This is a genomic window from Cupriavidus sp. FW305-F7, assembly GCF_058782875.1.
In genome coordinates this window covers 138918-159945 of the sequence record NZ_JBYSYC010000016.1, presented here as the reverse complement: position 1 = coordinate 159945, position 21028 = coordinate 138918, and the positions used below count along the sequence as shown (strand labels likewise).

The 21028-nt window shown below is 68.6% G+C and carries 18 protein-coding genes; 9 read left to right on the top strand and 9 right to left on the bottom strand.

Going from position 1 to position 21028, the window contains the following annotated elements:
- The 3 genes from AC3WL8_RS17265 to AC3WL8_RS17255 all read left to right on the top strand — a co-directional run.
- A partial coding sequence (locus tag AC3WL8_RS17265; protein ID WP_492378488.1) for a hypothetical protein occupies positions 1 to 341 on the top strand: 341 nt, incomplete at its 5' end.
- A gap of 50 nt (positions 342 to 391) precedes the next feature.
- Positions 392 to 781 (top strand): OsmC family protein, encoded by a 390-nt coding sequence (locus tag AC3WL8_RS17260; protein WP_492378487.1) that lies wholly within the window; start codon positions 392 to 394, stop codon positions 779 to 781.
- 435 nt (positions 782 to 1216) lie between these two features.
- Positions 1217 to 2038 carry a hypothetical protein gene (locus AC3WL8_RS17255; RefSeq protein WP_211979536.1) on the top strand — a complete coding sequence of 274 codons (822 nt, stop codon included), beginning with the start codon at positions 1217 to 1219 and terminating at the stop codon, positions 2036 to 2038.
- A 182-nt stretch (positions 2039 to 2220) separates the two neighbouring features.
- Here the strand turns inward: AC3WL8_RS17255 and AC3WL8_RS17250 are convergent, their stop codons facing one another.
- From AC3WL8_RS17250 to AC3WL8_RS17215, 8 genes are all read right to left on the bottom strand, one after another.
- On the bottom strand, positions 2221 to 2982 hold the full coding sequence (locus AC3WL8_RS17250; protein ID WP_013951853.1) for a lipoyl protein ligase domain-containing protein: 762 nt from the start codon (positions 2980 to 2982) through the stop codon (positions 2221 to 2223).
- Positions 2983 to 3028: 46 nt separating this feature from the next.
- The gene (locus AC3WL8_RS17245) at positions 3029 to 3370 is read right to left on the bottom strand and encodes a carboxymuconolactone decarboxylase family protein (protein WP_013951852.1); all 342 of its coding nucleotides are present in this window, start codon (positions 3368 to 3370) and stop codon (positions 3029 to 3031) included.
- Positions 3371 to 3450: 80 nt separating this feature from the next.
- Positions 3451 to 4575 carry an acetoin dehydrogenase dihydrolipoyllysine-residue acetyltransferase subunit gene (locus tag AC3WL8_RS17240; RefSeq protein ID WP_013951851.1) on the bottom strand — a complete coding sequence of 375 codons (1125 nt, stop codon included), beginning with the start codon at positions 4573 to 4575 and terminating at the stop codon, positions 3451 to 3453.
- Positions 4575 to 5591 (bottom strand): alpha-ketoacid dehydrogenase subunit beta, encoded by a 1017-nt coding sequence (locus tag AC3WL8_RS17235; RefSeq protein ID WP_013951850.1) that lies wholly within the window; start codon positions 5589 to 5591, stop codon positions 4575 to 4577. The genes AC3WL8_RS17240 and AC3WL8_RS17235 overlap by 1 nt, the downstream gene beginning before the upstream one ends.
- A 36-nt stretch (positions 5592 to 5627) precedes the next feature.
- Positions 5628 to 6629, bottom strand: coding sequence for a thiamine pyrophosphate-dependent dehydrogenase E1 component subunit alpha (locus tag AC3WL8_RS17230; RefSeq protein ID WP_035824681.1), 1002 nt, complete (start codon positions 6627 to 6629; stop codon positions 5628 to 5630).
- Between the two features lie 71 nt (positions 6630 to 6700).
- A complete protein-coding gene (locus AC3WL8_RS17225; RefSeq protein ID WP_013951848.1) occupies positions 6701 to 7780 on the bottom strand; it encodes an ATP-NAD kinase family protein in 1080 nt (359 codons plus the stop codon).
- A gap of 235 nt (positions 7781 to 8015) precedes the next feature.
- On the bottom strand, positions 8016 to 10022 hold the full coding sequence (locus AC3WL8_RS17220; RefSeq protein WP_492378486.1) for a sigma-54-dependent Fis family transcriptional regulator: 2007 nt from the start codon (positions 10020 to 10022) through the stop codon (positions 8016 to 8018).
- A gap of 221 nt (positions 10023 to 10243) precedes the next feature.
- Positions 10244 to 11284 (bottom strand): LLM class flavin-dependent oxidoreductase, encoded by a 1041-nt coding sequence (locus tag AC3WL8_RS17215; protein WP_013951846.1) that lies wholly within the window; start codon positions 11282 to 11284, stop codon positions 10244 to 10246.
- Positions 11285 to 11473: 189 nt separating this feature from the next.
- Between AC3WL8_RS17215 and AC3WL8_RS17210 the strand changes: the two genes are divergently transcribed.
- Positions 11474 to 12229, top strand: a complete 756-nt coding sequence (locus AC3WL8_RS17210) for an IclR family transcriptional regulator (RefSeq protein ID WP_492378485.1) — start codon at positions 11474 to 11476, stop codon at positions 12227 to 12229.
- Positions 12230 to 12241: 12 nt separating this feature from the next.
- Here AC3WL8_RS17210 and AC3WL8_RS17205 read toward each other — a convergent pair whose 3' ends face one another.
- Positions 12242 to 15025 (bottom strand): hypothetical protein, encoded by a 2784-nt coding sequence (locus AC3WL8_RS17205; RefSeq protein WP_492378484.1) that lies wholly within the window; start codon positions 15023 to 15025, stop codon positions 12242 to 12244.
- 203 nt (positions 15026 to 15228) lie between these two features.
- Here AC3WL8_RS17205 and AC3WL8_RS17200 point away from each other — a divergent pair, with 203 nt between their 5' ends.
- The 5 genes from AC3WL8_RS17200 (at position 15229) to AC3WL8_RS17180 (ending at position 20970) form a co-directional block, all read left to right on the top strand.
- On the top strand, positions 15229 to 15942 hold the full coding sequence (locus AC3WL8_RS17200) for an IclR family transcriptional regulator (protein ID WP_211982233.1): 714 nt from the start codon (positions 15229 to 15231) through the stop codon (positions 15940 to 15942).
- A 64-nt stretch (positions 15943 to 16006) separates the two neighbouring features.
- Complete coding sequence (locus tag AC3WL8_RS17195; protein WP_153956450.1) at positions 16007 to 17614, top strand: OPT/YSL family transporter; 1608 nt, start codon at positions 16007 to 16009, stop codon at positions 17612 to 17614.
- Positions 17615 to 17681: 67 nt separating this feature from the next.
- A complete protein-coding gene (locus tag AC3WL8_RS17190) occupies positions 17682 to 18875 on the top strand; it encodes an aminotransferase class V-fold PLP-dependent enzyme (protein ID WP_492378483.1) in 1194 nt (397 codons plus the stop codon).
- Between the two features lie 44 nt (positions 18876 to 18919).
- Positions 18920 to 19675 (top strand): dipeptidase PepE, encoded by a 756-nt coding sequence (gene pepE / locus AC3WL8_RS17185; protein ID WP_013951840.1) that lies wholly within the window; start codon positions 18920 to 18922, stop codon positions 19673 to 19675.
- Between the two features lie 134 nt (positions 19676 to 19809).
- A complete protein-coding gene (locus tag AC3WL8_RS17180; protein WP_153956452.1) occupies positions 19810 to 20970 on the top strand; it encodes a porin in 1161 nt (386 codons plus the stop codon).
- The last annotated feature ends 58 nt before the right edge of the window (positions 20971 to 21028 follow it).

The following is a 21028-nucleotide window of genomic DNA, read 5'->3' as shown; positions in this document are numbered from 1 at the left end:
TCGGTTGTTTGGTTGTTAAAGAACTTCGCTGCCGGCTTTGCCGTTCAGCGCTGCTGCGTTGTCTGCAGCAGAGAAACGAGATTATGCAGAGCTTTCTTCGTTTCGTCAACCGTTTCAGCAACTTTTTTCGCTGCGGCCGGCGCGCTAACTTCGCTGCGCCAACCTACCCGGTCGACCCCGCAAACCCTTGCTGCGTCTGCTTTGCAGCGCTGCGTTGTGTTGCGAGGGGGCGAATATTAAGTGACCGCAGCGGGGTTGGCAAGAGGTTCTTTGAAAAAAAGCCAACTCGCCCAAAAAAGGCATTTCAAGCCACTTCAGCCCTCGCCCGGCGCTGCTTATAGAATGGCTGTTCCGGCCCACCGGGCCGCTCTCTTATAGATGGGGACGTTTGATGACTATCCAAGCGACCTGGCAACCAAGCCAGGGCAACAGCATCTGCCACCTGACCAACGGGACTGCCGAGTGGCGGGCCGACCTGGATGCATCTGCCGGCGGCGACACCCAATACCCGAACCCGCATGACCTGCTGGATTCGGCCCTGGCCGCCTGCACCACGCTGACTTTGCAGCTGTACGCCAAACGCAAGGGCTACGCGATCACCGGAATCCATGTATCGGTCGCTCATGAAGAGGCCAACGGGACCTACACCATGAACCGCGAGGTCAAGGTCAGCGGTGAGCTCACGCCCCAGATCCTGGATGACCTACTCCGCGTGGCGAACCGCTGCCCGGTGCACAAAACCTTGTCGGGACAGTTTTCCATCCAGACTTCGATTGCCTGACCCCACCGGCAAGATCGCGCCCTTTGCTATTGTCAGCTCAAATGATAATCGTTATCATTTGTAGCTCTCGGGCTGTGACACTACCTGAGTCAGCAAATGGGTTCACCGGACACGCACGTGTCCGGTCTTTTCTTTCCGGCGACCCGCCGCCCGCGGCCGTCCCGTTCCGGCTGATTCCCTCCCGTCTGATGTCATCGTCCTGACGCACGCGGTGCGATACCGTACCTGCCGTGAACCACGCGCGTGCCCCACCCGTTCGAGGGGCATCCTGCTCCGGTATGTTGGCTGGCCCACCAAGGTTTCGTCGGATTCCGGTCAAACCGGCGCCGCGCGCTTTATCTGCCCTGCACCGCAGGCTTACCATGAACGGAAAGCAGAACAAGTAGAAGGCGCCAATAGAAAGCGCCGATACATCGAAGCGAGCGGGGGGATTCCTTGACCAACTTCATCGAAGCGTATTGCGCGCAGGTTCGGCTTGCGGGCGCAGTCGGCGTGATCGCCAAACCGGTTGTGGTGGCACAGGACAGCACCTACGCCATGCACTACGTGCCCTGCGAATACCTGAACACCCAGGCACCCCTGGTGCTGGTCAGCACCACGCCCGGCCACGCCCATGTGCGGCTGGCCGCCGCCGTCACCGAGGAACTGATGCGCGCCCATGCACCCGGCCGCGTGATTCAGCGCGAGAACAAGCGGCGCGTCGAGCTGGGCGGCAAGCTGGTGCGGCCCAACCTGATCCGCATGCTCGACCACTTCCGGGTGCCCGAACTGGTCGGCCTGCCGCACGCCGCGGCATTGTGGAATGACGGGTTCGAGCGCCTGCAACCGCTTGCCTTGCTGCCGCATGCCACCACGCGGCGCGGTCTGGCGTTCGACGGGCCACTGGAAGAACTGCTGGAGACACCGATGCTGCGCGAGGTATTCGAAGCGCAGTTCCTGGGCGCCGTGCGGCAGATGCGCACGGATGCGCTGTACATCGCGCTGGGCCGTACCGCCTGGGCAGGACTGCGGCATGCAGTCAGCCGCCGGCTGCTGGCGAAGTCTCAACTGCTGGGGATGATGCCAGTGCCGGCGCGCGCCGGCAGCATGGTGCGCTACTTCCTGCGCGAGATCGCCGCCAGCGATCTGTCGGCCAAGGACCCGGTGCGCCATCGCGTCGCCTGGCTCGATGCCGCCCATGCCGAACTGGAAGCCAGCGTGCGCAAGCTGCGCACTGCCATCCGGCCGGACCCGCACTCCGCCTACCTGATCGCGTAAGCGGTCACTCGCCTCCATGATTGTACTCGATAGACCCCACCGAAGTGGGGTCTCGGTGGTCCACACTGTGTCGATAACGTCTCCTGAGGCATCTGACACGCCTCGCATTCCCGATTTTTAGCGGCCCCGCGTGGGCCGCGATTTTTTTGGGGTCGCCAATTGGCGTCTCCCGCTTCAAGTGGCTACGCCGGCGGCGGCGTCTGCCCGACGCTTCGCCGCAGCGCATCCGATACCTGCGCCATCAGCGCGCCGTCGTCATCGACCGCGCGGCCGCCGGCCAACAATGCCTCGCGCACGCTGACGACCTTTCCCGCGTCATAGCGCCGGCCGCTGTCGATGGCCGCTTCGAACGCGTTGGCGCGCGCGTTGATCTGCACAGGGTCGGCGCTGACCAGCAGCACCGCATGGGCCAGCACCAGGTGGCGCTGCCCGTCGGGCGCTTGCATGGCCGCGGGTGCGCGCCGCCAGTACTGCGCCGTGCCGGCGATCTTGCGCGCGGCTTCGGGCGGGCCCCAGGCCAGGTTGAAGCGGCCGTCGCAGAAGGAGCCGGCCACGGCCTGCCAGTGCGTGTCGACGCCCAGCGCTTGCAGCGCATCGCCGATGACCTCGCACAAGTGCAGGTAGACCGCGTCGCTGCGCGCACCCGGCGGCTGTCCCACTGCGTAGGCCAGGCTCAGGTTGAGGATGCCGGGGCCCTGCGGCACCAGCCCGCCGCCCGACATGCGCAGGAACACCGGGCACCCTTGCTGCGCGAAGTCGGCGCGCGCGGTTTCCAGCGCGGCATGGCGCAGGTAGGTGCGCGGCACCACCAGCGACAGCGGCGCCTCCCACAGCTGCGCCACCTGCCGGCCCTGTGCCGCGAGATCCAGCAAGGCCAGCTCATCCTGCAGCGGGTCGCTGCCCGCCTGCCCGGCATGGGCCGCATCGACAAATTCAAACGGCATGGGATGGCACCAGCCTCCGGATGGCAACGTGCCGAGTCTAGCAAGGCTAGACGTTGAGCGCATCGAAGTACGCCAGCGCCTTCGACGCATACATGGCGCCGGGTCCGCCGCCCATCTCGATATTGATGGCCAGCACTTCGGCCAGCTGCTCGCGCGTGGCGCGATGGCGCAGCGCCTGACTGGTGTGGAACAGCACGCAGTCGTCGCAGCCCTTCTGCACCGCCAGTGCGACGGCAATCAGTTCCTTGACGGCGGCCGGCAGGCTGCCGTCCTGCGTGGCGGCCTTCATCACGCCCTGGAAGGCGCTCATGGCGGCGGGCTGGGCCTGGCCGAGCGCACCGAATTGCTTGTTGATCTCGGTCAGGCGGGTCTTCAGGTCTGTGGTCATGAGGTGTCCTGTCTTGAATTCGAACAAGGCGAACTGGCCGAGCGGATGGCGCCCTGGGGCGGCGCCATCCGCGCGCGGCATCAGCCGGCCAGATGCTTTTTCAGCAGCGCGTTGAAGTCATTGGCCTTCTCCATCTGGCTCATGTGGCCAGCATCGGCAAAGACCTTGACGGTTGCTCCCGCCGGCGCGGCTTCAGCGTGCGCGGCCGGGATGATCTGGTCCTGACCGCCCCACACCACCAGCACGCGCTTGCCGCTGCCGGCCAGCCGCTGGCCAGGCTGCTCGCTCTGGCGGCCGCCGCCGAAGAGCCCCTGCCCCAGCGCCGTCAGCGCCTCGGTGACGCCGTCCAGCCGCTTGTAGCGCAACAGGTCGTCCAGCATCTGGCGGCTGACCAGCCCCGCGTCGGCGAACAGCAGCTCGACCACGGGCTTGAGCTCACGCCGGGACTGAGCACTGACGAAGCCCTCGGTATAGCCGCTGTTGACGGCGTCGCCAAAGCCCACCGGCGACACCAGCGCCACCGACAGCACCCGCTGCGGTGCATCCACAGCCAGTTGCGCCGCCACGCCGCCGCCCATCGAATGGCCGACCACATGCGCCGCCTCGATCCCGGTCTCGTCCATGAAGCGCGCTACAAAGCCGGCCATCTGCGCCAGCGTCGTGCCCGCGAGCCGCGGCGACGACTGTCCGTGGCCGGGCAGGTCGAGCGCCACCACGGTGTACGCGTCGGCCAGGGGATCGAGGTTGAACAGCCAGTTGTCCAGGTCTCCGCCAAATCCGTGGATGAAGAGCACGGTTTCGGCGCCGCCACCCTTGCGGGCATAGCGGACCCGGATGCCGTCGACGTCGGCAAACTGGTACGCGGCAGCGGCTTCTTCTTCGCCAGCATCGTCCGCCGGCGTTTCATAAGCCGCGACATAGTCATCGATTTGCGCATCGCTCACCTCCGCAGGTGCCAGCACGCCCAGCAGCGCCTTCACCGGCAGCACGTCGCCGGCCTGCGCCACCTTGCGGCGCAGCGTTCCCGCGTCGGGCGCCTCCACCGCATTGGCGATCTTGTCGGTTTCCACGTCGAGGATCGGCAGGCCCACGGTAATCTCGGTGCCTTCGTCGACCAGCCACGCATTGACCGTGCCTTCTTTCATCGACAGGCCCCACTTGGGCATCACGATCGGGATAATCGTGGGGGAAATTGCGGTTGCCATCAGTGCTTGCCTCCCTTCATGGTCTTGCGCGCGGCGGCCACGATCTGCGCGGCGCTGGGGATGTACAGGTCCTCCAGCGTCGGCGAGAACGGCACCGGCGTATGCGGCGGGCACACCATCTCGATGCCGGCCTTGAGCGCGCCGAAGGCCTGCTGCGCGACCTGCGCGGAGATATCGGTGGCGATATTGCAGCGCGGGCTGGCCTCGTCCACGACCACCAGGCGGCCGGTGTTCTCGACCGATTCCAGCACGGTGTCCATGTCCAGCGGCGAGAGCGTGCGCAGGTCGATCACTTCCGCCTCGATGCCCTCCTTGGCCAGCGTGGCGGCCGCTTCGAGCGAGCGATGCACCATCATCCCGTAGGTGACAATCGACACATCCTTGCCGTCGCGCACGATATTGGCCTCGCCGAACGGAATCGCGTAGGCGCCTTCGGGCACCTCGCCCTCCAGGCCGTATAGGTTCTTGTGCTCGCAGAAGATCACCGGGTCGTTGTCGCGGATCGCCTGGATCAGCAGGCCCTTGGTGTCGTACGGCGTGGACGGGCACACCACCTTCAGTCCGGGGATATGAGTGAACAGCGGCGTCAGCATCTGGCTGTGCTGCGCGGCCGCGCGAAAGCCCGCGCCGACCATCGCGCGGATCACCACCGGGGTCTCGGCCTTGCCGCCGAACATGTAGCGGAACTTGGCCGCCTGGTTGAAGATCTGGTCGAAGCAAACGCCCATGAAGTCGATAAACATCAGCTCGGCGATCGGGCGCATGCCGCAGGCCGCGGCGCCGATGGCGGCGCCCACGTAAGCGGATTCAGACAGCGGCGTGTCCAGCAGCCGGTCGCCGTGCTTGGCGTACAGGCCCTTGGTCACGCCCAGCACGCCGCCCCAGGCGTCCTTCTCGCCGTCCGCGCCGGCGCCGCCGACAATGTCTTCGCCCAGCATGATGACGCTGGGGTCGCGGGTCATTTCCTGGTCGATCGCCTCGTTGATCGCCAGCTTGATGCTCAGTTTGCGAGCCATGGTTTGTCTCCTGATATTGAGTTAGCGCGTGGCGGATCAGTAGCTGACGTAGACGTCGGTGAGCAGGTCTTCGGGCCCGGGCTGCGGTGCGGCCTTGGCCTCCTGCACGGCATGCTCGATCAGCGCGGCGACCTCGCGGTCGATGGCGTCGAGTTCTTCGCGCGCGACCACGCCGGCCTGGGTCACGGCGCGGCCAAACAGCTTCAGGCAATCCTTGTTGGCGCGGATATCGTCGAGTTCGCCTGCGGCGCGGTAGGTTTGCGCATCGCCCTCGAAGTGGCCGTAGAAGCGGACCATCTTGCATTCGAGCAGCGACGGCCCACCGCCTTCGCGCGCGCGCCGGATCACTTCGCCGGCCGCTTCATGGACGGCGAAGAAATCGGTGCCGTCCACCGTCACGCCCGGGATGCCGAAGCCGGCGGCGCGGTCCACGTAGCTGTCCACCGCGGTGCCGTAATCGCGCGAGGTCGATTCGGCATAGCCGTTGTTCTCGATCACGAAGATCACCGGCAGGTTCCACACCGCGGCCAGGTTCAGGCTCTCCAGGAAGGTGCCCTGGTTGGAGGCGCCGTCGCCGCAGAAGGTGATGCCGACCTCGCCCTTGCCGCGGAACTTGGCAGCCAGCGCGGCGCCGCAGATCAGCGGCGCGCCCGCGCCCAGGATGCCGTTGGCGCCCATCATGCCCTTGGACAGGTCGGCGATATGCATCGAGCCGCCCTTGCCATTGCACGAGCCGCCCTTCTTGCCGTAGATCTCCTTCATCATCGCCACCGGATCGACGCCCTTGGCGATGCAGTGGCCGTGGCCGCGGTGCGTGCTGGCGATGCGGTCGCCATCGTTCAGGTGGTGCAGGATGCCGACGCCCGCGGCTTCCTCGCCCGCGTACAGGTGGACGAAGCCCGGGATGTCGCCGCGCCCGAAGTCCACGTGCAGGCGTTCTTCAAAATCGCGGATGGTGCGCATCTTCCGGTACACCGTCAGCAACGTCTCCTTATCGAGCGGCAGCGCGGCGGAATCTTGAGAAGCTCTGGCTGTCATGTCTGTCTCCTTCGTTTTCAGGTGTTGCACTTCAAGAAAGGGGAAAAGCGGGCGGACGCGGTGCCCGCGCGTCATCCCGCCGCGGCGTGCCGCGGCAGGCGGCGCATCAGGTGGTGGCGCGCGGCATGGCGCATGCAGGCCGCGACGTCGATGCTGCGAAAGGCGTGGTCATGCAGGGTGACGGTGACTTCGTCGTCCGGCCCGAAGGCCAGTTCGCGCTCGCCGTCCAGCGCGACAATGCCGCTGCGCTGGCGCACGCGATGGGGCCGGCCGTGTTCGAGCCGCTGCCAGCCGGCCACCGGCACGGTGCACATCAGGCCGGGTGCGATCGGCGCGCACAGGTCGAATTCGCCTTCGCCGGGGGCGGCCAGCTCGATCGCGAGGCCGCCCTCTTCGCGCCGGCCCACCGGCTCCAGCAGCCCGGCGATGGATGACAGGCCGATGGCCTCGGGGTCGGCAAAGGACACGTAGACGGCGGCAAGCGTGTCGGTCTTCCACAAGGCGCGCGCGCCGATGAAGTGCTCGTGCGAGATCACCGCATCCACCAGCGCAATATCGCGGCGAAAGCCGCCGTTGCCGTCGCGGATGACGATGTCGAGCCGCTTGTTCGACGCCAGCGCCTGCGCAGGGGGAATGCGGCCCGTGGCATAGAGGCCGGTGGCCAGCCCGATGATGGTGGGTTCGCGCATTTCGGGGTAGGCATTGTTGGTGCCGGTCGACAGGCCCGCGATCGGCACCGCGCCGCACTCGCGCACCACCGCGCGGTGGGTGCCGTCGCCGCCCAGCACGATGATGGCGGCCACGCCCGCATCGGCCATGCAGCGCGCGGCGCGCAGGGTGTCGTCAACGCGCGCGGTGACCGGCATGTCAAGGTAGTCGACCGCGGGCAGCCCCGAGTCCGGCCCCTGCCGGCGTGCCAGGTGCCGCGCCAGCATGACGCGCAGGCCTTCGCGGTCGGGCATCATCAGCACGCGCTCCACGCCGCAGGACGCCAGCGCGGCCAGCAGGCGCAGCACGATATTGACGCGGTCGGCCAGCTGCAGGCTGTTGGCGTTGGCGATCACGCGGCGGATGTCGCGCGCGGAAATCGGGTTGGCGATGATGCCGACCACTGGCGCGATCTGCGCGCTGGCGCCTGCTGCGTGCCCCATTGCCCGTCTCCTGTTGTCGTTGTCTTGCCAAGCGTATTTGCAATGGCCGTGCCAGTGCGCGCAGGCAGTGAAAACCGGGGAAACAGGGGTATCAGCGGGGTCGGATCCGAGGGATTACCCCGAGGCGGAAGGGCAAAAGCGACGCTGCGCTGTGACAGGTGTCACAGCGCAGGTGTACAGGGGATGGACAACCGTATCGCAGGGATGGCGCGCGTGCGCCGTGCTGCCTGCCGGCTTATGCGTCGGTGGGCTCTGGGCCGCCGTCGCGCCGGTTGGGCGACTGGATGCCGTAGCGCTCCATGCGGCGGTACAGCGTCATGCGGCTGACGCCGATCTGACGCGCGACCGCGCTCAGGTTCCAGCCGGAGGCGCGCAGGTATTGCATCAGCAGCATGCCTTCCGGCGGCAACTGGTGCGGATCGAACGGCGCGGCAGCGGGTGACTGGGCGGGCCCTGGCTGCGGCAGGGCGGCGGACGGAGCGGGTCCCGCCAGGCTGTCAGGCAGGTCCGGCACATCGATATAGCCGTCGGCGCAGACCGCGCGCGCGTACTCCAGCACGTTGCGCAGTTCGCGCAGGTTGCCGGGCCAGCGGTGGCGGTGCAGCCGCTCGCGTGCCGCGGGCGACAGCGTGATCTCGCCGCCTTCTGCGCCCCCTTCCTGCAGCAGCTTGCGGACCAGCCAGTCCAGGTCGGTGCGCGCACGCAGCGGCGGCAGCGTAAAGCGCGCGCCGTTGAGGCGGTAGTACAGGTCCTCGCGGAAGCGCCCGTCGGCCACCAGTTGCTCCAGGCTGTGGTGCGTGGCGGAGATGACCCGCAGCCGCACCGGCACCGGCCGCGCGGCGCCGACAGGCAGCACTTCGCCCTCGGCCAGCACGCGCAGCAGCCGCGACTGCAGCTCGCGCGGCATGTCGCCGATCTCGTCCAGGAACAGCGTGCCGCCGTCGGCCTCCTGGATCAGGCCGCGCTTGCCGCGCGGGCCTGCGCCGGAGAAGCTGTTGGGCAGGTGGCCGAACAATTCGCTTTCAATCAAGGTTTCAGGGATCGCCGCGCAGTTCACCGCTACGAACGGCCCGCCGCGGCGCGCGCTGGCAAGATGCAGCGCCTTGGCCAGGAACTCCTTGCCGCTGCCGGTCTCGCCGTGGATCAGCAGGTTGATGGGCGAATCGACCAGGCGCGCCGCGCGCTGCAACTGCTGCTGCAGCGCGGCATCGCCGCCGGTCAGTGCTGCCAGCGCATCCGGCATCTCCACCTGCGTTTCGGCGGGCGGCGCCTGCCAGCGCAGCGCGGGCGGCAGCACGCTCAGGTACAGCAGGCCGCCGCTGCGGGTCAGCGCCACCAGGCGCTGCTCGCTCGGGCGCGAATAGACGTAATGGCCCAGGTCTTCCAGGCGCGCGTCGAACAGCGTCTCGAACCGCTGGCCCAGCACGGTGGCGCCCGGTGCACCACCCAGCTCGCCTTCCAGCATCAGCCTGGCGCGGTGGTTGTGGCCGACGATGCGGCCCGCCTCGTCCAGCGCCAGCAGGTATTCGGGATTGACGTCGACGAACTCCGGCGCCACGTTCAGCTTCAGGATCCAGTCGCGGCGGTGCGCGCGCAGGAAGTTGGCGTTCTCGATATGCGCGGCGTAGATGCGCACCATCTGCAGCGCCAGCCCCTGGCTGTCCTTGGCCTGCGGCGAGGTCAGCGCGGAGATGTCGAGGATGGCATGCAGGTTGCCGTGCGTGTCGAACAGCGGCGCGGCGGTGCAGGTCAGCGGGATATGGGTGGCGTCGAAATGGTCGGCCTGGTGCACCGTCAGCGCCTGGCCCGTGGCCAGGGCGGTGCCGACCGCGCAGGTGCCGGCGCCGCTCTCGCTCCACTCGGCGCCCAGGTACAGGCCCGCGTGGCGCAGCGCGGCATCGCTGCGGGCCTCGCCGATATAGTCGACGGTCACGCCCTGCGCATCGGTCAGCAGCACCACATAGCCCAGGCCCGCCACCTGCCCATACAGGCTTTGCAGGCCGTGGCGCGCGATGCGCGCGAAGTCGTCGATACGTTCCTGGTGTTCGCGCAGGCGCGGCTGCGGCAGGATGCGCGCCTCCTGCATGCGCGACGGATCCAGGCCGTACTGGTGCACGCAGCGGCGCCATGAGTTCTGGATGATGGCGTCGTGCGCGATCCGGTCCGCAAGCACGGCCGGCGGGGCAAGGTATGTGGTGGCCTGGACCACCGTCTCGATGTGCTCGCGTTGCCGCAGGTCCATCGTTGTCTCCTGTCGTCGCTGCCGTCGGCCCCATGGGTGATGAATGGGGTGGTGGATCGGGCGGACTGTCGGGCGCGTGCTGCGGGAGCCGTGCCTCTCTGTGTCTCGGACCTTCTAATGTATCCGAGCGGATCGGCGGTGCGCAAACAGGATTAGGGGAGACGCGCTCACGGGCGCACGCCGCAAGTGCGGCGCACGCCATACCGGAGCATCGCAGGCGCTCAGAGCGCTGATGAGGTCTTCAGGCTGCGCGCCGCATCGGCGGCGATGGCGAACGAGCGCAGGCGCGCCTGGTGGTCATGGATCTGCCCGGCCAGCATCAGCTCGTCCGGGCGCAGGTCATCGACAAAACGCTGCATGCCGGCACGCACGGCGTCGGGATCGCCCACCACGGAGCACGCCAGCGAGCGGCGGATATGGTCGGCCTCGCTCTCGGTCCACAGTGATTCGATATCATCCACCGGCGCGCGCAGCTGCCCCGGAGTGCCGCGCACCAGCGCCAGGAACTGCTGCTGCAGCGAGCTGAACAGGCGGCGCGCCTGGTCGCCGGTCTCGGCCGCAAACACGTTCAGGCCCAGCATCACATAAGGCCGGTCCAGCGCTTCGGAGGGCCGGAAGGTGCGTCGGTACAGGTCCACCGCCTGGCGCATGAAGCCCGGCGCAAAGTGCGAGGCAAAGGCGAACGGCAGGCCCATCGCCGCGGCCAGCTGCGCGCTGAACAGGCTCGAACCCAACAACCAGATCGGCACCTTGAGCCCGGCGCCGGGCACCGCGCGCAGGCGCTGGCCGGGGCGCACGTCTTCGAAATAGGCCTGCAGTTCTTCCACATCCTGCGGGAAGGTATCGGCGCTGTCGGCCGACAGGTGGCGGCGCAAGGCGCGCGCGGTGGCCTGGTCGGTGCCGGGCGCGCGGCCCAGGCCCAGGTCGATGCGGCCCGGGTAGAGCGAGGCCAGCGTGCCGAACTGCTCGGCGATCACCAGCGGCGAATGGTTGGGCAGCATCACGCCGCCCGAACCCACGCGGATGGTCCTGGTGCCGTTGGCGACATAGCCGATCAGCACGGCGGTGGCGGCACTGGCAATGCCGGGCATATTGTGATGCTCGGCCAGCCAGTAGCGGTGGTAGCCCAACTGCTCCGCATGGCGGGCCAGGTCGAGCGAGTTGCGCATGGCCTGGCCGGCATCGCTGCCTTCAGGGATGGGGGCCAGGTCCAGCACGGACCAGGCGACGCCTGCGCCGTTGGGGATAGAGTCGTGATTCATGTGGTGGATGGCGGGCGGCTGGTGCCGCACGCGGGCAATGCATATGGCTCGCTATCTTAGTGACCCCGGCGCGATCGTGCTGGGGGCCTGATCGCGGCCCTTCGGGCGGCGTGGGTATAGTCGGGGCACGAAAGATTGAGTCGCGCCGCGCTTGCCCGTACCATGCAGCCCGATGCGAAGGAACAAGCGATGACACTCAAGACACTGGACGGTGCGCTGGCGCTGCTGACCCACTTCACCGTGCGCCAGCCGACCTGGGGCGTGCGCGAGCTGGCCAAGCACAGCGGCGTGCACTACGCGGTGGTACACCGCGTGCTGGCCACGTTTGCCGCCAACGGCTTCCTGGTGCAGGACGCGGCCACCGGCAAGTATTCGCTGGGACTGCGGTTGTTCGAGCTGGGACAGGTGGTGCGCAAGAGCTTCTCGGCCGACGAGATCGTGCGCCCGGTGCTGGAAAAGCTCGCCGCGCAAAGCGGCGAGACCGTGTTCCTGTCCTGGCTCGATGGCCATGAGGGCCTGTGCGTGGGACTGGTGCAGAGCCAGCACCAGCTGCGCTTTTCGATCGAGCTGGGCGAGCGCTTCCCGCTCTATGCGGGCGCGCATGCCAAGGCCATGCTGGCCTTCCAGGACGATGCCTTTCGCGATGAGGTCTACCGCCAGGGGCTGGCGCGAATGGCCCCCCACACGACGCTGGACCGCGAGCGCATCGAGCAGCAGCTGGCCGAGGTGCGCGAGCGCGGCTGGGCCCATACGCGCGAGGAAGCCGCCGCCAGCGTGGCCGGCCTAGCGTTGCCGCTGTGGTCGCGCGACCGCAGTGCGGTGGTGGGCTCGGTCGCCATCGCCGGGCCGCAGCAGCGGCTGGACGAAGCCGCGGTACCGCGCCTGCTGGAGGCGCTGCGCGATGCCAGCGGCCGGCTGGAAGACGTCATCGGCTTCGTGCGCTGACGCGCAGTCTCCTCACACCAGCAGGGCCTTGCCCACGGCCCCGCCCAGCACGCGCTGGCCGATCGCATGGCCCAGCGCGCGATAGCTCTCCCATTGCGCCTCATCGAAGAACTGGTCGCCGGTGGCCTCCTGCGGAAACGCGGGATGGGTCGCGCCGTAGTGGCGCACGTCGGCCGGCGCCCATGACACCAGCCGCGGCTTGAGCAGCACGATGCGGCAGGTGCGTGCGCGTGGCGCCCCGCACTCCGGGCCGGTGCGAAAGACGTTGAGCAGCACCGCGCATTTGTCGCCGGTCGGCGCGCCCGGCATGAAATCATCCGGTACGCCGAAGACCCGGCTCAGCACCGGGTGCGTGGTGGCAGCCTCGGTATCGACCACGATCTCCAGCCCATGGTCGATGCGCGCCAGCCGGATCAGGTTGGCCAGGTCGCCGAAGCGGTAGTCGGGGTCGCCCCCGCAATCACACAGCACGATCAGCGAGACATCGCGGCCCGGGCGCAGCAACTCGTACACGCCGGTGTTGTCGAAATGCCCGCCATCGGACAGAAATTGCCAGCCGCGCCGCGTGCCATGGAAGCGCGCGCTCAGTTCGCAACCCAGGTAGTACTGCGTGCGGAACAGCGCGATGCCCGCGGCCAGCCACGGATGCGTGGCGCGTTCCGGATGGCGCCTGGCGCGGCCCCGGCGCCCGCCTTCGCGTGCGTGGCTGGCCGGATACGACGGCCACCATATGCCCAGCCGCAGGTTCGCCAGGCCAAGCAGCATGGATGTGCCCAGCGTGGTCGCGCGCCCCAGCCTGGTGGAGACGGCCGCGCCGGAGATCGCCATCCAATCTCCCACCGTGCGCGATTCGGCCAGTTTGCCCGACGACGGCCATGAAACGTCGGGGCAGCAACCCCGGCCGTCGATGGTAAAGCGCGCGTAGGCGTCCGGCGGGATCGCCGCCGCCACGCCGGACTGCGCCACGCAGGGGCCGGGCGCCAGGCACAGCGGCTTGCCCTTGCGGTCGCGCTGCACCAGTTGCTCGGCCGGGTCGACGGTGAGATTCAGCGTGACGTTGATCAGGTGCAGCGGCGCCAGCACGCGCGGATCGTAGTAGGTGTTCAGGCTGAGCTGGTCGCCGGGCACGGGCTCGGCCACGCTGAAGCGGGCGCCCTGGCTGCCGTCCTGGTCGGTCGTCGGATCGGGCGGCGCAAAGCGCTCACCGTTGGACGCCCCCAGGTACGCGCGGGTGAGCCGCGCCGCATAGAACGGCTGCAGCGTCGACAGGTTCAGGAAGCCCGCGAAGCGCCCCACCACCAGCGCCAGCGCCAGGCTCACCACGGTCAGCATGGCCAGCGCCGGGCCGGTATAGGCGTTGCCGAACACCAGCCAGTCGACCGGCTCGCGCCCGTCCCAGCGCACCCACAGCACCAGCCACGACCACAGCACGAACAACAGCAGGGCCAGCACGGCCGCCACCGCGCCCGCCAGCAGCGATACCGGCAGCCGGGCACACAGCGCGCGCCATGGCGTGTCGGTGCTGCCCTGGCGGCCGGCATCGCGCCAGCGCGAACCGTAGCGCACGAGCCAGACCAGCACGCCCAGCACGGTTGCGGGCAGCGCCGCGCCCCACTGGTGGTGGGCCTGGTGGGCAAACAGGTAATCGGTGCGTGCGATGGTGTCGGCAATGCCCAGCGCCGCCAGCCACAGGGTCAGCGTCAGCGCGCCACGCAGTGCGCGCGTGGCACGCACGCGGTAGGCGGCCACGGTGCGCGGCTCGCCCTGCAGCAGCGCCAGGCACCACAGCACGCCCAGCAACGTCAGCACGCCCAGCGCGGCAAAGAGCTTGCCGATGACCAGCCCCGAACCGAGCCATTCCGACCAGCGCGCCGCGGCCAGCAGCATCAGGCCCAGCAGCGTGGCAAGCAGCGGCGCGGGGCTCAGGAAGCGGGCCGTCGCCTGCGGATCGTTGGCGCGCGGGTAGATCAGCCAGTAGGCCAGCCCGGGCGGCACCGCGCCAGCCAGCGCGGTGGCCAGCGGCAGCCACAGCAGCGTGCTCCACCAGATCGCGCATTCGCCCTGGTTGTAGGCCTGCCGCGCGTCGTGCAGCAGGTCCATCTCATGGCGCCCCAACCCGTAGGAAACCCCCACCGCAATGTGTTGCCCGAGCGCCAGCGCAGCCAGCAGCACCAGCAGCGCGCTGCCGATCACGAAATGCATGGCCAGCCAGTTGCGCACCACCAGCGCGGCGGCATAGAGGTTGTCGCCGGCGCCGGTGGGCGACAGGTAGCGGCCGTTCTCGCGCAGCCATGCGACCGCGCCGCGGCCGGGGTCGGCGGCGTAGGACACCGAGGTATGGATGCGCCCCGGCGGCTCGCATTGCAGCGTGTGATAGGCGTCGGTGGCGGCCTGGACCGGGCCTGCGCCGCGGTGCAGGCGGCCGGGCACGAACAGGCTGACGAAGAAGGCGCCGAGGTAGCCGCCGCCGCTGACGGTGGACAGGTAGTCGAACTGCGCCAGCAGCGAGGCCAGGCCCGGCACGGTCTGCGCCGCGGCGGCGGTGGCGGCCGCCGGCGTCGCGGCCTCCGGCGCGGGGGCCGGCGCTGCCGCCTTGGCGGGCATCGCGGTGCCCGCCATTGCCTGCATCACGCCCAGGCAGAAGGTGGCGCTGCGGATGCCGCCGCCGGACAGCGCCAGGGCCCAGTTGCGCTGGCCATCGTCGGCGCGCGGCGCAATGCCGAGCTGGCGGCGGCGCTGGGCGATGCGGGTGGCCTCGTCGCCAGATCCGCCGGTTCCGTGGTGTTCCGCGGCCATGCGCGCCCTCCCGGTAGCAGTCGGTCTGCGCCAAGTATAGGCGGCGGCGCTCCGCCGTTGCCGGCGCCGGCATTCGCCCGGCGCGGCCAGCCGGCCCCGCGTTAACCCTGATTGTTGAGAGCCTGGCCGAAGCCTAGCATTTCTCTGTATCAGAGACGGCGTCTCTTATATAGAGACACAAGCAGTTGACGCAACCACTCACCATGCTCAAGACCCTGGACGGCGCCCTGGCGCTGTTGACCCATTTCACCGCCCGCCAGCCCAGCTGGGGCGTGCGCGAACTGGCGCGCCACAGCGGCGTGCACCACGCCGTGGTGCATCGCGTGCTGGCGACCTTTGCCGGCAATGGCTTCCTGGTGCAGGACGCGCTTGGCCGCTACGGCCTAGGGTTGCGCTGGTTCGAGCTGGGACAAGTGATTCGCAAGACACTTTCGCCGGCCGAGGTGGTGCAGCCCGCGCTGGAAGCGCTGGCGCGCGAATGCGGCGAGACCGTGTTCCTGTCGTGGCTGGACGGTGGCGAGGGCTTGTGCACGGATATCGCCCAGAGCCAGCACCAGCTGCGCTTTTCGATCGAAGTGGGCCAGCGCTTCGCGCTGGACGCGGGCGCGCACGCCAAGGCCATCCTGGCATTCCAGCCGGAAGCGTTCCGGCGCCAGGTAGCGGGCGACGCGCCAGAACTGGAAGCACGGCTGGATCAGATCCGCGCCGACGGCTGGGCCTACACCTGCGAGGAATCCGCCGCCACGGTGGCCGGGCTGGCGCTGCCGCTGCGCCACCGCGACACCCAGGCGGTGGTGGGATCGCTGGCCATCGCCGGCCCGCTGCAGCGCCTGACGCCTGAGGCGGTGCCGCGCTTGCTGGAGGCGCTGCGCACCACGCGCAACACCATCGGACCGGTGGCGGGTTTCATGCGCTGAGCGCACGCAAGGCATCACACACAACAGACAAAACCAGACAACACTACGGGGAGCGGTGGACAACATGACCATGCCAACACAACTGAACGCGCCGATGGCGGCGCAGCCTGCAACACGGACACGCTTCATGGAGCCCTTGCTGCTGCTGGTCTCCGTGGGGCTGTCGGTATTCGGCGCCATGATCGGGATGCAGCTGATCGTGTCGCTGGGGATCTCGGCCAACACCTCGATCATCGGCGCGCTGATCGCGATCGTGTTCTCGCGCATCCCGCTGGAGATCACGCGGCGCTTCCGCGTGCTGGAGCGGCAGAACCTGGTGCAGACGGCAATCTCGTCGGCCACCTTCGGCGCCGCCAACTCGCTGATGATCCCGATCGGCGTGCCATACGCGATGGGCATGCCGGAGCTGGCCACGCCGATGCTGATCGGCGCGGTGATCGCCATGTTCGTCGACGGCGCGATGCTGTACTTCCTGTTCGGCAGCAGGATCTTCCCCGCCACCGGCACTTGGCCGGCCGGCATCGCCACGGCAGAGGCCATCTGGGCCGGCGACCGCGGCGGACGCAAGGCCGCGTTCCTGGGCCTGGGCATTGCCGTGGGTGTGGGCGGCGCCTGGCTGGGCGTGCCGATGTCCGCGTTCGGCGCGGCCTTCCTGGGCAACCTGGCGGCACTGACCATGTTCGGCATCGGCCTGCTGGTGCGTGGCTATTCGGTGGCGCTGACCGGCATCGACATCGCCAAGGCCTATATCCCGCACGGCCTGATGATCGGCGCCGGCATCGTCGCGCTGTTCCAGGTCGCCAATGAAATCCGCCGCGCGCGCTACGCCCCGGCCGCTGACGCACGCACCATCGAAGTCCCGGCCTCGCGCGCGAGCCGCATCCTGTCGGGCGGCTTCCTGATCTACCTGGCGATTGCGCTGCTGATCTCGGTGCTGGCCGGCCATGTCTCTGACATGTCGCTGGGCATGCTGGTGGTGTTCGTGCTGTATGCCGCCTTTGCCGCCTATGTGCATGAGCTGATCGTCGGCATCGCGGCAATGCATTCGGGCTGGTTCCCGGCCTTCGCGGTGGCGCTGATCACGCTGACCATCGGCATCCTGATCGGCTTCCCGCCGACGGCGCTGGCGGTGCTGGTGGGCTTCTCCGCCGCCACCGGCCCGGCCTTTGCCGACATGGGCTACGACCTCAAGACCGGCTACCTGCTGCGTGGCGAAGGCCGCGACATGGAGGCCGAGTTGGCCGGGCGCAAGCAGCAGTTCCTGGCCGCGATGATCGGCTTTGCCGTGGCCGCGGTGGTGGTGCTGGTGTTCCACCGCACCTTCTTCGCGCAGAACATGATCCCGCCGGTGGACCGCGTCTACGCGGCTTCGATCAAGGCGGGCTCGTCGGCGGAAATTGCCCGCAACCTGGTGATCTGGGCCATCCCCGGCGCGCTGCTGCAGCTGATCGGCGGCTCCAGGCGCCAGCTTGGCATCCTGCTCTCCACCGGCATGCTGATTGCCTCGCCGCTGGCCGGCTGGGCCGTGCTGGCCGGCCTGGCGATCCGCTTCGTGCTGCAGCGCCTGCGCGGCGACAAGCACGTGGCCGAGATGAGCGCCTTCGCCGGCGGCGTGATTGCCGGCGACGCGCTGTTCAGCTTCTTCGGCTCCGTCACCAAGCTGCGCAAGTAAGTGCGCAACTGAGTCTTACCTCGGGGCGCGGCCGCCGCGTCCCGCCTGTCATTACCCGAGACGTTCCATGGATATCCAAGCCATCCAGGCCATCCGCGCCGACACCCCGCTGACGGCCTCCACCATCTATCTCGACACCGCCGCGGCCTCGTTGCCGCCCGACGCGGTGCTCGATACCGTGCGCAGCTACCTGCTCGATACCGGCCATGTCGGCATCTACCTGCCAGCCTTCCGCAAAGAGACCTATACGCGCGTGGAAGCGGTGCGCGGCAAGCTGGCCGGGCTGCTCAACTGCGCCGCCGACGAAGTCGCCTTCACCAAGAACGCCACGGAGAGCATCTCGATCGTCGCGCGCGGCATCGCCTGGGAGGCCGGTGACGAAGTGCTGGTGGCCGACACCGAGATGCTGAGCAACCTGCTGCCCTGGCGCCGGCTGGAGCAATCGCACGGCATCGTCGTGAAGATGGTCGCGGCCAATGCCGAAGGGCTGCTTTCGCCCGAGGCGTTCGAGGGCGCCGTGACCCCGCGCACGCGCCTGCTCACCTTCTCGCACCTGCCCAATTCGACGGGTGCGGTGCAGCCGGCCAAGCAGATCTGCGCGGTGGCGCGCCGCCACGGCGTGCTGTCGCTGGTCAATGCGGCGCAGAGCGTGGGCATGCTGCGCTCGGATGTGGCCGAGCTGGGCTGCGATTTCCTGGCTGGCTGCGGCCGCAAGGCGCTGCGCGCGACCGAGGGCTCGGGCTTCCTGTATGTGCGCCGCGCGCTGATCGAGCAGGTCGAGCCCGCCCTGGTGGGCTGGTGGAACGGCGCCTATGACCGCGCCACCGGCGCGCTGTCGCTGGTGGCTGGTGCCAGGCGCTTCGAGGCTGGCTGCCCGATCGTGCCGGCGATCCTCGGCATAGGCACCGCCATCGACTACGCCGCCGCCATCGGCATCGACGCCATCGAAGCGCGCGTGCGCGACCTGACCGGGTATGCGGTGGCAAAGTTCGCGTCGATCCCGGGCTTCGAGCTGTACGGTCCGGCCGACTTGGCCAACCGCATCGGCATCGTGCCGTTCAATGTGCGCGGCGTGGACCCGGCACGCATCGTCGCAGCGCTGGAAGCGCAGCAATGCATCATCGAAGCCGGCAACTTCATGGCCGACGCCATCCTGGCGCGCTACGGCGTGTCCACCATGGCCCGCGTCTCGCTGCATTACTTCAACACGCATGAAGAGATCGACCGCGTGGCCGCGCTGATCCGCGCCGCGATCGCCTGATCCCGCATTGAACTTCACCAGACTCTCCTGACGGAAACCAAGACATGACCCAACGCATCCTCCTGATGAGCAGCTCGCGCAAGGACAACCACGGCTACCTCGAGCACGCCGGCGAGCAGATCCACACGCTGCTCAGGCGCGAGCCGCGCAAGGTGCTGTTCGTTCCGTTCGCCGGCGTGACGTTCAGCTTCGACACCTATGAAGGCATGGTCAAGCCGGTGTTCGAGACGCTGGGCTACGCGCTGGAATCGATCCACCACAGCGCCGATCCGCTGCGCGCCGTAGAGCAGGCCGAGGCCATCGCGGTCGGCGGCGGCAACACCTTTGCGCTGCTCAAGCGCATGTACGACGCCGGCATCGTCGACGCGATCCGCGCCAGGGTGCGCGCGGGCATGCCGTACGTCGGCTGGAGCGCCGGCAGCAACGCCGCCTGCCCGACCATCCGCACCACCAACGACATGCCCATCGTGCAGCCGCCGTCGCTGCGCGCGCTGGGGCTGGTGCCGTTCCAGATCAACCCGCACTTCATCAGCGGCAAGCCCGCCGGCCACAACGGCGAAAGCCGCGAAGAGCGCCTGGCCGAGTTCCTGCACATCAACGCGCCGGAGCAGGTGTTTGCGCTGCCGGAGGGTTCGGCACTGTTCTCGGACGGCACGCGCGGCACTGTGCTGGGCGAGCGCCATGCGCTGTGGTTCCCGGCCGAAGGCAAGGCCGAAACGATTCGCGAAGGCGAGACGTTCCCGCTGTCGCAGATCACCGGTCCGGCCGGGATGCCGGACTGGCCGGGCTTTGCTGCCTGAGCCGGCGGCACTGCCCTGATCCGCTGACGCACTGACCCGGGCCGGTCCCGGGCACAACAAAGAGAAAGCCGCCTCGCGGGCCGCGCCGTGCCGCCCGCGCGGGCCCCCCTTTGCCTTCTGGAGGAGAAAACAAGATGAGCCACACCACTCGCCACGCGGGCCGCCTGGCACTGCCGTTGCTGCTGGGCCTACCGGCCGCCGCGATGGCCCAGTCCGGGGTGACGCTGTACGGCGTGATTGACACCGCGCTGACCTACCAGTCCCATTCGAACCCGGCGGGCGATGCCCAGATCGGGCTGCAGCAAGGTGGCGAAGGTTTCCTGTCGGGCAGCCGCTTCGGCCTGCGCGGCATTGAAGACCTGGGCGGCGGCCTGAAGGCCGGCTTCGTGCTGGAAAACGGCCTGCTGGCCGACACCGGCAAGCTGGACCAGCAGGGGCAGCTGTTCGGGCGCCAGGCGTATGTGAAGATCGGCAACCAGTGGGGCGAGCTGGCGCTGGGCCGGCAGTACACCACCGCCAACACCATGCTGTACTACGTCGACCCGCTCGGCGTGGGCGCGGCGCCGTCCAATGCGTGGATGGTCTACCTGACCGGCCAGCGCTACGACAACGCCGTCAGCTACACCGGCAACTTCGGCCCGGTTTCGGTGATCGCCGAATACGCGCTGGGCGAAACCGCGGGCAACACCCGCGCGACCTCGTCGATGTCGTTCGGCGTGAGGTACGCCGCCGGCCCCATCGCCGCAGTGGGCGACTTCCAGCAGACCCGCGACAGCCAGAGCCGCGCCGCGAGCATCTACCTGGCCGGCCTGAAGGCCGCGGTGGGCCGCGCCAGCCTGTTCGCCAACTACATCCACAGCGACCGCGACGCGGGCTTCGATTCTTCCAAGGGCGGCACCGACACGGCCACGATCACCAGCATGTCCACCGCCGCCACGCCGACCAACCGCGCCGCCATCAGCTCGGTCTTCGGCGGCAGCCGCCACGACGACTTCTTCACGCTGGGCGCGAGCTACCCGGTCACCGGCAACGTCACGCTGATCGGCAGCGTGATGCACAACCGCACCCGCGCCGACGGCTTCAGCGGCAACCGCACCACTGCCTACGCAGTCGCCGACTACGCCTTCAGCAAGCGCACCGATGCCTACCTGGCGCTGGCCTACGACCGTGTGCACGGTGACTGGTCGGGCCTGTTCGGCAACAACACCACCAGCTGGACCGGCGGCAGCGGCAAGCCGCTGGACGGGCGCGACAGCCAGACCACGATGATGGTCGGCCTGCGCCACCAGTTCTGACTTTTTGTAGACGCCCTGCCCGCGCCGCGCGGGCAGGGCACATCATTTGGAGAAAGCC